Origin of the sequence: Candidatus Pelagibacter sp. (genome assembly GCF_052046145.1) — a bacterium.
In the GTDB taxonomy this organism is placed as follows: domain Bacteria; phylum Pseudomonadota; class Alphaproteobacteria; order Pelagibacterales; family Pelagibacteraceae; genus Pelagibacter.
Genome location: NZ_JBNGZR010000001.1, coordinates 669,749 through 682,181 on the forward strand (window position 1 = coordinate 669,749; position 12,433 = coordinate 682,181).

A 12,433-nucleotide genomic window follows, 5' to 3' on the forward strand; every position below is an offset into this window, starting at 1 on the left:
AATAGCCCTTTGTCAAACTAAAACTGCAATTTTTAGGCGATTTTTTTACTGATTTGTCTGTGTTTCTTCAGGTTCTGAAGCTTCTATTTTATCCTGCTCAGCTAAGAAATTATTATCATCCTTTAGAGCTTTATTGTTCCATCTATTTTTAATATTACCAGTACCTGCAGGAACTAATCTTCCAACAATTACGTTCTCTTTTAGCCCATTTAATGGGTCAACTTTTCCTTTAATTGCAGCATCAGTTAATACCCTTGTTGTTTCTTGGAACGAAGCAGCTGAAATAAACGACTCTGTTTGAAGTGAGGCTTTAGTGATACCCATCAGAACTCTCTCACCAACAGCAGGGGTTTTGCCTTCAGCAACTAATTTTTCGTTTGTATTATCAAACTTAATTCTATCAATCACTTCACCAGGTAAATAACTTGAGTCACCTGACACTTTTACTTCAATCTTTTTAAGCATTTGTCTTAAAATAGTTTCAATATGTTTATCATTTATGATTACACCTTGTAATCTATAGACTTCTTGAACTTGGTTAACAAAGTATTCTGTTAAATCTTTAATACCTAAAATTCTTAAAATATCATGTGGCAATGGTTGACCATCTAAAAGATATTCTCCTTTTTGAATTTTTTCACCAGGGTTGAAATTGATATGTTTGCCTTTTGGAATTAAATAATTTGAAGGTTCTGATCCATCTTCAGGAACAATAGATACTCTTTGTTTGCCTCTTACCTCTTTACCAAAAACAACACTACCATCATTTTCAGCAATTATTGCACTGTCCTTAGCTTTTCTAGCTTCAAATAACTCAGCAACTCTTGGAAGACCTCCGGTAATATCTTTTGTTTTTGTAGTTTCCTTAGGTAATCTTGCAATTACATCACCTGCATAAACTTTTTGACCGTCCTTAATTGATAAAATCGAATCTGGTACTAAATAATATCTTGCTTCATTATCATCAGCTTTTTTAATCACATTTCCTTTTTCATCCCTTAAAGTAATTCTAGGTTTTAAATCAGTACTTTTTGATTGGCCTCTCCAATCAATAACTGATTTAGAAGAAATTCCAGTTGCATCGTCAGTAGTTTCTTGAATTGAAACACCATCAATTAAATCAACATAACTAGCTGTACCACTTTTCTCTGCTATAACTGGAGTAGTATAAGGATCCCATTCACATATTTTAGTATTCGCTTTTACTTTATCACCGTTATTAAAAAATAGTCTTGATCCATAAGCAACTTTATAAACTGCTATCTGTACTCCCTTGTCATCCTCTATTGAAAGTTGAGTGTTTCGACCCATTACAATTAAATTCTTTTTAGAGTCCTCTAATATATTTGAGTTTATAATTTTTAATGTTCCTTCATTTTTAGTTACAATTTGTGAGTCCTGCTTAACTGAAGCTGTTCCTCCTACGTGGAAAGTTCTCATTGTTAACTGTGTTCCTGGTTCTCCGATTGATTGAGCAGATATCATTCCAATAGCTTCTCCAACATGAACCATCTTACCTCTTGATAAATCTCGCCCGTAGCAAGTAGCACAAACACCTTCTTTAGAACTACATGTCATGACTGAATAAACTTTTATTGATTTAACACCTGCTGCATCTATTTTATCGCAACCTGTTTCATCAATCATTTCAGATTTTTTAATTATTACTTCACCTGATAAAGGGTTTTTAACTTCAGCTGCTGTAACTCTTCCTAATGCTCTTTCAGATAAACTAACAACAACATTACCACCCTCTAAAATTTCAGAAAGCTCAATAAATCCAGGATCATCACATTTAACTTTGGTTATTGTTAAGTCTTGAGCTACATCACATAGTCTTCTTGTTAAATATCCAGAACTAGCTGTTTTTAGAGCTGTATCTGCTAATCCTTTTCTAGCTCCGTGTGTAGAATTGAAATACTCTAAAGCAGTTAATCCTTCTTTAAAGTTTGAGATAATCGGACTTTCAATAATTTCCCCTGAAGGCTTAGCAATCAAACCTCTCATACCAGCTAATTGTTTCATTTGAGCAGCAGATCCTCTGGCTCCACTGTCAGCCATCATAAACACAGAATTTATTTTTAATCCTTCGTCAGTTTTCTCTGTAGCTGAAATTCCCTTCATCATTTCTCCAGCAACTTTATCTGTACACTTAGACCAAGCATCAACAACTTTGTTATATTTTTCACCTCTTGTAATTAAACCTTCAGCATATTGGGTTTCATAATCTGCGATTAATTTCTTAGTATCATCAATTAATTGAGTTTTATTTGCAGGGATTACAAGATCGTCTTTACCAAACGAAATTCCTGCTTTAAACGCATGTTTAAATCCTAAATCTTTAAGCTTATCACAGAAAATTACAGTTGTTTTTTGACCACAAAATCTAAATACAACATCAATTATTTCTGAAACTACTTTTTTAGGTAATAATCTATCTACTAAAGAGAATTTAATGTTACTATTCTTAGGAAGCAAATTAGCTAACAAAAATCTTCCTGCGGTGGAAGTATATTTTTCTATTTTTTTGTTACCTTGTTCATCTACAGTCTCATATCTTGAAATAATAGTGCTATGAACATTTATTTGACCAGATGATAATGCAAATTCAATTTGATCTGAATTTGTAAAGTATCCGGCTGGTTTATCAGATATAGGTTCCTGTGATAGATAGTATATTCCTAAAATCATATCCTGACTCGGAACAATAATTGGTTTACCGTTTGATGGAGAAAGAATATTATTTGTAGATAACATTAAAATTCTTGCCTCTAATTGTGCTTCTAAACTTAACGGCACGTGCACTGCCATTTGGTCACCATCGAAGTCAGCATTAAATGCTGCACAAGTTAAAGGGTGTAATTCAATTGCATCTCCTTCAATTAATTTTGGCTCAAATGCTTGAACTCCAAGTCTATGAAGTGTTGGTGCTCTATTTAAAAGTACTGGATGTTCTCTAACTATCAATTCTAAAGCATCCCAAACTGCGTTAGTTTCTTTTTCAACTAATTTTTTAGCTTGTTTAATTGTTGAAGCTAAGCCTAATTTGTTTAATCTTGCATATAAAAATGGTTTAAATAATTCTAAAGCCATTTTTTTTGGTAAACCGCACTCATGTAGTTTTAAATCAGGACCAACAACGATTACTGATCTTCCAGAATAATCAACTCGTTTACCTAATAAATTTTGTCTAAATCTTCCTTGTTTACCTTTTAACATTTCAGCAAGAGATTTAAGTGGTCGCTTACCTGTTCCTGTTATTACTCTACCTCTTCTTCCGTTATCAAATAGAGCATCTACAGACTCTTGAAGCATTCTTTTTTCATTTCTTACAATGATATCTGGAGCTTTAAGATCCATTAATCTTTTTAATCTGTTATTTCTATTGATTACCCTTCTATACAAATCATTAAGATCTGAAGTAGCAAATCTTCCGCCGTCTAGAGGAACTAATGGTCTTAGTTCTGGTGGTATAACTGGCACTACAGTCATAATCATCCATTCAGGTTTTTGACCTGTTTCAATAAATGACTCGATTAATTTTAATCTTTTAATTGCTCTTTCTTCATTAACTTTTGATTTGGTTTCTTTAATAAAGCTTACAAGGTTTTTTCTTTCTAATTCTAAATCTAAATTTTTCAGCATCTCAAGAACAGCTTCTGCCCCTATTCCTGCTGTAAAACTTTCTTCACCAAACTCATCCTGGTATTTTGCTAATTCTTCCTCATTTAAGAGTTGATTTTTCCGCAAACCAGTTAAACCAGGTTCTATTACTATAAAGTTTTCAAAATAAAGAACTCTCTCTATTTCTTTCAATTTCATGTCTACTGCTAAAGCAATTCTGCTTGGAAGAGACTTCAAGAACCAAATATGTGCTACCGGTGTAGCAAGATTAATGTGGCCCATTCTTTCTCTTCTTACATTTGATTTTGTAACCTCAACACCACATTTCTCACATATAATTCCTCTAAATTTCATTCGTTTATACTTACCACATAAACACTCATAATCTTTTATTGGTCCAAAAATCCTTGCACAGAACAAACCGTCTTTTTCAGGTCTAAACGTTCTATAATTAATTGTTTCAGGCTTTTTAATTTCACCAAATGTCCAAGATTTAATTTTCTCTGGGCTAGCAAGTGAAATTTTAATGCTATTAAAATTTTGAGCTTCTGAAATTTCGCTGCCCTTAAATAGATCTGTTAATTCTTTTTTCATTAATTAAGCTCCACATTTAATGCTAATGATTTAATCTCTTTGACTAATACGTTAAATGACTCCGGTATTCCTGATTCAAAATTTTCCTCACCTTTAACTATAGTTTCATAAACTTTAACTCTTCCTGCAACGTCATCAGATTTAACAGTTAAAATTTCCTGTAATGTGTATGATGCACCATATGCCTCAAGTGCCCATACTTCCATTTCACCAAATCTTTGACCACCCAATTGTGCTTTACCACCAAGTGGTTGTTGTGTAACCAAACTGTAGGGTCCTGTAGATCTTGCATGAATTTTATCTTCGACTAAGTGGTGAAGTTTTAGCATGTAGATTATTCCAACAGTAACTGGTCTATCAAACTTCTCACCTGTTCTTCCATCCCATAAATATGTTTGTCCAGATCCTGGTAAATTTGCTAGTTCAAGCATCTCTGTAACATTTTTTTCTTTAGCACCATCAAAAACAGGCGTTGAGATTGCGATACCATTCTGTAAATTTTCACAAAGATCTTTAAATTCACTCTTGCTTAACTTGTCAACTTTATCATTAAAAATTTCTTCTCCATAAACAGATTTTAAGAATTTTTCAATTTTTTCTGTTCTTTCAATTTTTTTGTTGTTTTCGTTTACTAAATTTTTAACTTGTTCACCAAATTCTTTACATGCCCAACCCAAATGTGTCTCTAGAATTTGACCAACATTCATCCTACTTGGAACACCCAATGGATTTAACACAATATCAACTGGTCTACCATCTTCTCTATATGGCATATCTTCAACAGGTACAATCTTACTTACGACTCCTTTGTTTCCGTGTCTTCCAGACATTTTATCACCAGGTCTTAATCTTCTTTTGATCGCAACGAATACTTTTACCATTTTCATAACACTTGGTAATAAATCATCACCACTTCTAATTTTTAAAACTTTGTCTTCAAATCTCTCAGTTATGTCTTGTTTCGCTTTATTATATTGATCTTTTAATTGAGCTAATGTTGCTTCGTTATTTACATTTCCTACTGTGATTTTGAATACATCATTAATTGATAATGTATTAATTGTATCAAAATCTAACTTAGTTCCTTCTGATAAATCTTTTACTTTTTTAGTTAAAGATGATCCTGACAAGAATTGTGAAGCTCTTTGTTTAATACTTCTTTCTAATATTTCTTCCTCAACAATTTTATCTTGTTGTACTTGCTCAATTTCAGCTCTTTCAATAGTTATTGATCTTTCGTCCTTCTCAATTCCATGTCTATTGAATACTCTTACATCAACTACTGTTCCACTTGATCCTCTAGACATTCTTAAAGATGTATCAGTTACATCAATAGCTTTTTCTCCAAAAATTGATCTTAATAATTTTTCTTCTGGACCAGATGCTGAGTCACCTTTTGGAGTAACTTTACCAACCAAAATATCACCAGCATTAACCTCTGCACCAATATAAACTATTCCTGATTCATCAAGATTTTTTAAAGCCTCTTCATTTACATTTGGTATATCTCTAGTTATTTCTTCTTCCCCAAGCTTTGTATCTCTTGCCATTATTTCGTATTCAACAATGTGAACAGATGTGAATACATCATCTGTAACACATCTTTCTGAAATTAAGATTGAGTCTTCAAAGTTGTAACCTTGCCACGGCATGAATGCTACAGTAACATTCTTACCTAAAGCAAGTTCACCTAATTTTGTAGAAGGACCATCTGCAATAATATCTCCAGATTTAACTTTATCACCAACTCTAACTAGTGGTCTTTGATTTATACAAGTATTTTGGTTTGATCTTTTAAATTTTTGAAGATTATAGATATCTACACCAGACTTACTAAAGTCTGTTTCCTCAGTTACTTTTATAACAATTCTTTTACCATCTATTTTATCAACAACTCCATCACGCTTAGCAACAATAGTAACCCCAGAATCTAAAGCAACATCGCTTTCAATTCCTGTACCGACAAGTGGAGACTCAGGTTTTAATAATGGAACTGCTTGTCTCATCATATTTGATCCCATTAAAGCTCTGTTTGCATCATCATTTTCCAAGAATGGAATTAAAGATGCTGCAACTGAAACTAATTGTTTTGGTGATACATCAATGTAATCAATAGAATCAGGTTTTGCTAAAAGAAAGTTTAGGTTTTGTCTGCATGAAACTAGTTCTTCAGTGATTTTTCCATTTTTATCAAGTTTTGTATTTGCTTGAGCAATAGTGAATTTTGTTTCTTCCATTGCTGACAAGTATTCAACTTTATCTTGGACAACACCGTCTTTTACTTTTTTGTAAGGACTTTCAATAAAGCCATACTTATTAATTTTTGCATAAGTAGATAAACTATTAATCAAACCAATATTTGGACCCTCTGGTGTCTCAATTGGACAAATTCTTCCATAGTGGGTTGGATGTACGTCCCTTACTTCAAAACCTGCTCTTTCTCTTGTTAAACCACCCGGACCTAAAGCTGAAACTCTTCTTTTATGAGTTATTTCAGATAAAGGATTTGTTTGATCCATAAACTGAGATAGTTGTGAACTTGCAAAAAAATCTTTCAATGAAACTGTTAATGGTTTTGCATTAATTAGATCTTGTGGCATTGCTGACTCAACATCTAAAGTTGTCATTTTTTCTTTAATAGCTCTTTCCATTCTGTAAACACCAATTCTAGCTTGATTCTCAACTAGCTCTCCAACAGAACGAACTCTTCTATTTCCTAGGTGATCAATATCATCAACATCATCTTTACCATCACGTAAATCCAACATTTTATGAATAATTGCTATGATATCGTCATTTCTTAATATGGTAATTTTATCAGAACATTCTTGGTTTAATCTTGAGTTCATTTTAACTCTTCCAACATCAGACAAATCATATCTATCTGAGCTAAAAAAAAGATTATTAAATATTTGAGTTGCTATCTCTATAGTTGGCGGTTCTCCAGGTCTTAACATTTTATAGATTTCCGTGATAGCTTCGTCTTTAGTATTATTTTTATCAGCTAAAATAGTTGTTAGTAGATAAGGACCTTTGTTTATAGAGTTTGTAACAGAAATTTGAAGTGAATGTATGTTCGCATCTAAAATTTGTTGAATAATTGTATCATTTAATTCAGTCCCAATTTTAAATACACCTTCCTCTTCTTCATTAACTTTAACATCTCTGTGTAAAAATTTACCAAACAAAGACTCTTTAGAAACTAGTATGTCTTTCAAACCATCATTAGCCAATTTTTTTGCACTTAAAAAATTAATCTTGTCACCTAATTTAATTACCACTTCACCAGTTTTTGCATCAATTACTTCTTCTGAGAAATTTTTAGCTTTGTAGTTTTCAGGATTAAATTTAGTTTTCCACTTTTCTGTTTTTGGATCAAAGGTATAATGTTCACTTTCATAGAATTCATCCACAATTTCTGATTTTGTATAACCTAAAGCTAATAATAAAGTAGATGAAAAAATTTTCTTTTTTCTGTCAATTTTAAAATATAGAAAATCTTTAACATCATACTCAAAATCTAACCAAGAACCTCTATTAGGTATTACTCTGCAATTAAATAAAAGTTTTCCGCTCGCATGAGTTTTTCCTTTATCATGATCAAAAAATACTCCTGGACTTCTGTGCATTTGGTTTACTACAACTCTTTGAACACCGTTAGTTATAAATGTTCCACTGTTGGTCATCATAGGAACTTCACCCATGTAAACTTCTTGCTCTTTAGCTGATAAAATATCTTTTGTATTATTTTCTTGATCTATTTCGTAAACTACTAATCTTAAAGTACATTTAAGAGCTGATGAGTATGTAAGTCCTCTTGCTATACATTCCTCAACATCAAATTTTGGTTTCTCTAGTCTATATGAAACATACTCTAAAGTTGCCTTGTCATTTAAATCTTCAATAGGAAAAATGCTTTTAAATACTCTATCAAAACCTTTAGTAAGTTCTGTAGCCTCAACATTAAATTCTGTTAATTCTTTGTAGGAATTTTTTTGTACTTCTATTAAGTTAGGTATAGATAAACTCTCTTTTAGTTTACCAAAACTTTTTCTAATGTTTTTCTTTTCAGTAAAAGATAATTGCATCTATGTTTATTAATACTGATTGAAAATAATCAGTATTCGAATTCTTTCTATTTAATTTATTTAAGTTCTACTTTAGCGCCAGCAGCTTCTAACTTAGCTTTGATCTCTTCAGCGTCTTTTTTATTTACACCAGATTTAACTTCTTTTGGTGCTCCCTCTACAAGATCTTTAGCTTCTTTTAATCCTAATGAAGTAGCTGCTCTTACTTCTTTGATAACATTAATTTTTTTATCACCTGCAGAAACTAACATAATTGTAAAATCATCTTTATCTTCTGCTGGAGCTGCACCACCTGCTGCCGCTGGAGCTGCTGCAGCCATTGGAGTTACACCCCATTTTTCTTCTAATTGTTTTGATAGTTCAGCTGCTTCCGCAACAGTCAAACTTGATAAGTCTTCAATAATTTTGTTTAGGTCAGGCATATGTATTACTCTTTGGGTTGTGTTTCAGAATTTTCTGCGGACAAACTACTCATTTTTTCTGAATGTGCAAGCAAAATACTGATTAATTTAGATGCAGAAGCGTTCAAAATACCCACAATATTGGCTCTTGCTTCATCTAATGTAGGTAAACTAGCTACATTTTGGACACCGGCCTGATCTAAGACCTCGTTATCCATGATTCCACCAATTAATTTTAAGTTTTCGTTGTCTTTTGCAAATTTTGAAAGAATTCTTGCAGACATTATAGCGTCTTCTCCAAATGCTACTGCTGTAGGACCATTAAATAAATTTGATAAATCTTTACATTTAGTTTTTTCTAAAGCTAATTTTGTAATTCTATTTTTTGTTATTTTAAATATGATTCCATGCTCCCTCATTTTGGCTCTTAATTCATCTAACTGAATCATAGTTAAACCTTGGTAATGAGTAACCATAACAGCTTTGCTGTTTTCAAACTTACTAGTCATTTCTTCAATATAATTTTTCTTTTGTTCTTTATTCATCATAACTATATCGATTTCCCTAATTTAACCTTGTACGAAACGCCCATTGTTGATGTAGCAAATACACTTCTAATTAAATCACCTTTTAAAGTGTTATTTGATTTTTCTTTTTCTAAAGCATCTAAAATTGCATTGTAGTTTTTAAGTAATTGATCATCACTAAAAGATTTTTTACCAATACTCACTCCAATATTTCCGTCTTTATCATTTCTAACTTCTACTTGACCAGATTTAGCATTAGTTACTGCTTCTTTAATATTTTCAGAAACTGAACCAAGTTTAGGGTTAGGCATTAAACCTTTTGGTCCTAAAACTTTTCCTAATTTAGAAAGTTTAATCATCATTCCTGGTGTACAAATTAATTTTTCAAAATTTAATTCTCCACCTTTAATTCTTTCAACAAATTCATCACCACCTACGATATCTGCACCTGCATCTTTTGCATCTTGCGCTTTATTATCTTCACAAACCACAGCAACTTTAACTTTCTTACCTGTGCCACCAGGTAAATTAACAACTGTTCTAATATTAACTTCGCTTTTCTTTTGCTTGTGATTTATTTGAAAACTTAAATCTAATGACTCGTCAAATTTAGTTGTACAATTTTTCTTAAGCTCAGGTAACAATTTTTCTATAGACTCCGCGTTTAAGTCTTTTGTCTTTTCAGGTAATTTTTTGTATCTTTTTGATGCCATTATTCTTTTACCTCAATACCCATTGATCTAGCTGATCCTGCAATAATTTTTATAGCTTCTTCAATATCATATGCATTTAGATCATTCATTTTTTCTTTAGCTATAGTTTCTAATTGTTTTTTAGAAATTGAAGCAACAATGTTTCTTCCAGGTTCTTTTGATCCACCTTTAAGTTTTACTGCTTCTTTAATATAAAAAGATGCTGGTGGTGACTTAATTTTAAAATCAAATTTTTTGTCTTTATATACAGTGATTTCAACTGGAACAGGTTTGCCTGCCATTGATTTAGTTTTATCATTAAACGCTTTACAAAATTCCATAATATTAACACCTCGTTGACCTAATGCAGGACCAACTGGAGGAGCTGGATTGGCTTGACCGCCTTTAATTTGTAGTTTTATAAATCCACTAATTTCTTTTGCCATTAACTTACCTTCTCAACCTGATTATATTCTAAATCTACCGGTGTAGGACGACCAAATATAGAAACTGACACCTTAAGTCTAGCTTTTTCTTCATCAATTTCTTCAATCATTCCAGTAAATGAAGCAAATGGACCATCTACAACCTGAACTTTTTCACCTACACTGTAATCTACGCCAGATTTTGGCTGAGCAACACCATCCTTAATCTGACCTAAAATCTTCTCTACTTCTTTGTCTGAAACTGGAACAGGAATACCTTTTGTTCCTAAGAAACCACTAACCCTCTTTATGTTCTTAATCATGTGATAAATATTATTATCCATCTCGCTTTTAATCAGTACATATCCAGGGAAGTATTTCTTTTTTCTTTGAACTCTTTTACCTCTTTTAACCTCAGTAACATCGTGAGTAGGTACAATAATCTCTTCAAATTTATCAGCAATTTTAGCTTTATCTGCCTCCTCTTTAATTAAAGAGGCAACTTTATTCTCAAAACTAGAGTGTGACTGAACTATGTACCAGTTTTTCATTAAATGCTCACTTTAAGTAAAAGTTCTAAGAAAAATTTTAAAACCTGATCTAGTAGAAGAAAAAATAAAGACATAACAACTGCCATAACAAAAACCATTAAGGCACCTTGCAATGTTTCTTTCCAAGTTGGCCAAGTAACTTTAAAAGCCTCTTGTTTAACTTCTTGAATAAATTTAATCGGGTTTCTCATAACATATAAGCTCAAATTGGCAGGAGCGGAGGGACTCGAACCCTCAGCCTCCGGTTTTGGAGACCGGCGCTCTACCAATTGAGCTACACTCCTATTTATAGAGTTACTCTATAATTTTAGTTACTACTCCTGCTCCAACAGTTCTTCCACCTTCTCTAATAGCAAAGTTCAATTTCTCTGCCATTGCAATTGGTGTAATAAGTTTAACAGTAAATTTAGCATCATCACCTGGCATAACCATTTCCGTACCAGCTGGTAATTCTACTTCACCAGTAACATCTGTTGTTCTAAAATAAAACTGTGGTCTGTACTTAGTAAAGAATGGAGTATGTCTTCCACCCTCATCTTTTTTAAGTACATACGCTTGAGCCTCAAATTTAGTATGTGGAGTAATTGATCCAGGCTTACAAAGAACTTGACCTCTTTCGATATCAGTTCTTTCAATACCTCTCAATAAAATTCCAACGTTATCACCAGCTTCACCAGAGTCTAAAAGCTTTCTAAACATCTCAACTCCAGTACAAACTGATTTTTTAGTTTCTCTAATTCCGACAATTTCAACTTCTTCTCCGGTCTTAATCACACCAGACTCTACTCTACCAGTTGCAACCGTTCCTCTTCCGGAAATTGAGAATACATCCTCAACTGGCATCAAGAATGGTTTATCAACTTCCCTAGCTGGTTGTGGAATATGCTCATCAACAGCTTTCATTAATTCTAAAATTGAATTTTTTCCAATTTCATCATCTCTTCCTTCAACTGCTGCTAAAGCTGAACCTTTAACGATTGGTGTTTTATCTCCTGGATATTTGTATGAAGTTAAAAGCTCTCTAATTTCTTCTTCAACAAGTTCAATCATTTCTTTATCATCAACTTGGTCTACTTTATTTAAGTAAACAACAATTGCAGGAATACCAACTTGTCTTCCTAAAAGAATGTGTTCTCTTGTTTGTGGCATTGGACCATCAGCTGCATTAACAACTAAAATTGCTCCATCCATTTGTGCAGCACCAGTTATCATGTTTTTAACATAGTCCGCGTGACCAGGGCAATCTACGTGAGCATAGTGTCTTTTTTCAGTTTCATACTCAACATGTGCTGTTGAAATTGTTATACCTCTCTCTTTTTCTTCAGGTGCTTTATCAATCTGATCATAAGCAACTGCAGTTCCACCACCAGCTTGTGCTAATACATTTGTAATCGCGGCAGTAAGAGTTGTTTTACCATGGTCGACATGACCAATAGTCCCAATGTTACAGTGGGGTTTATTTCTTACAAATTTTTCTTTTGACATTACTTTTCTACCTCAGTTTTTTTTGTTTCTTATAATTTTAATTTCT

Annotated in this window: 9 protein-coding genes and 1 tRNA gene; all 10 read right to left on the reverse strand. The window is 32.6% G+C overall.

Annotated features, from left to right (window positions below):
- Positions 1 to 45: 45 nt before the first annotated feature.
- Positions 46 to 4,218, reverse strand: coding sequence for a DNA-directed RNA polymerase subunit beta' (gene rpoC, locus ACTT88_RS03615; RefSeq protein WP_440907966.1), 4,173 nt, complete (start codon positions 4,216 to 4,218; stop codon positions 46 to 48).
- The gene (gene rpoB / locus ACTT88_RS03620) at positions 4,218 to 8,306 is read right to left on the reverse strand and encodes a DNA-directed RNA polymerase subunit beta (RefSeq protein WP_440907967.1); all 4,089 of its coding nucleotides are present in this window, start codon (positions 8,304 to 8,306) and stop codon (positions 4,218 to 4,220) included. Before rpoB ends, rpoC begins: the two co-directional genes overlap by 1 nt.
- 56 nt (positions 8,307 to 8,362) lie before the next feature.
- On the reverse strand, positions 8,363 to 8,728 hold the full coding sequence (gene rplL, locus ACTT88_RS03625; RefSeq protein WP_145597943.1) for a 50S ribosomal protein L7/L12: 366 nt from the start codon (positions 8,726 to 8,728) through the stop codon (positions 8,363 to 8,365).
- Between the two features lie 5 nt (positions 8,729 to 8,733).
- A complete protein-coding gene (gene rplJ, locus ACTT88_RS03630) occupies positions 8,734 to 9,252 on the reverse strand; it encodes a 50S ribosomal protein L10 (RefSeq protein ID WP_440908622.1) in 519 nt (172 codons plus the stop codon).
- 5 nt (positions 9,253 to 9,257) lie between these two features.
- Entirely contained in the window at positions 9,258 to 9,947 is a 690-nt protein-coding gene (rplA, locus tag ACTT88_RS03635) for a 50S ribosomal protein L1 (RefSeq protein WP_440907968.1), read from the reverse strand.
- Positions 9,947 to 10,372: a 50S ribosomal protein L11 gene (gene rplK, locus ACTT88_RS03640; RefSeq protein ID WP_440907969.1), complete on the reverse strand. Its 426-nt coding sequence runs from the start codon at positions 10,370 to 10,372 to the stop codon at positions 9,947 to 9,949. Before rplK ends, rplA begins: the two co-directional genes overlap by 1 nt.
- Positions 10,372 to 10,902, reverse strand: coding sequence for a transcription termination/antitermination protein NusG (gene nusG, locus ACTT88_RS03645; protein WP_440907970.1), 531 nt, complete (start codon positions 10,900 to 10,902; stop codon positions 10,372 to 10,374). Before nusG ends, rplK begins: the two co-directional genes overlap by 1 nt.
- Positions 10,902 to 11,093 carry a preprotein translocase subunit SecE gene (gene secE / locus ACTT88_RS03650; RefSeq protein WP_072090353.1) on the reverse strand — a complete coding sequence of 64 codons (192 nt, stop codon included), beginning with the start codon at positions 11,091 to 11,093 and terminating at the stop codon, positions 10,902 to 10,904. The genes nusG and secE overlap by 1 nt, the downstream gene beginning before the upstream one ends.
- 17 nt (positions 11,094 to 11,110) lie before the next feature.
- Positions 11,111 to 11,186, reverse strand: a tRNA-Trp gene (locus tag ACTT88_RS03655).
- Positions 11,187 to 11,196: 10 nt separating this feature from the next.
- Entirely contained in the window at positions 11,197 to 12,387 is a 1,191-nt protein-coding gene (gene tuf, locus ACTT88_RS03660; protein ID WP_075503663.1) for an elongation factor Tu, read from the reverse strand.
- Between the last annotated feature and the right edge of the window lie 46 nt (positions 12,388 to 12,433).

Coding starts and splice junctions, on each gene's coding strand:
- rpoC (WP_440907966.1), bottom strand. CDS start 4,218: ATGAAAAAAGAATTAACAGATCTATTTAAGGGCAGCGAAATTTCAGAA.
- rpoB (WP_440907967.1), bottom strand. CDS start 8,306: ATGCAATTATCTTTTACTGAAAAGAAAAACATTAGAAAAAGTTTTGGT.
- rplL (WP_145597943.1), bottom strand. CDS start 8,728: ATGCCTGACCTAAACAAAATTATTGAAGACTTATCAAGTTTGACTGTT.
- rplJ (WP_440908622.1), bottom strand. CDS start 9,252: ATGAATAAAGAACAAAAGAAAAATTATATTGAAGAAATGACTAGTAAG.
- rplA (WP_440907968.1), bottom strand. CDS start 9,947: ATGGCATCAAAAAGATACAAAAAATTACCTGAAAAGACAAAAGACTTA.
- rplK (WP_440907969.1), bottom strand. CDS start 10,372: ATGGCAAAAGAAATTAGTGGATTTATAAAACTACAAATTAAAGGCGGT.
- nusG (WP_440907970.1), bottom strand. CDS start 10,902: ATGAAAAACTGGTACATAGTTCAGTCACACTCTAGTTTTGAGAATAAA.
- secE (WP_072090353.1), bottom strand. CDS start 11,093: ATGAGAAACCCGATTAAATTTATTCAAGAAGTTAAACAAGAGGCTTTT.
- tuf (WP_075503663.1), bottom strand. CDS start 12,387: ATGTCAAAAGAAAAATTTGTAAGAAATAAACCCCACTGTAACATTGGG.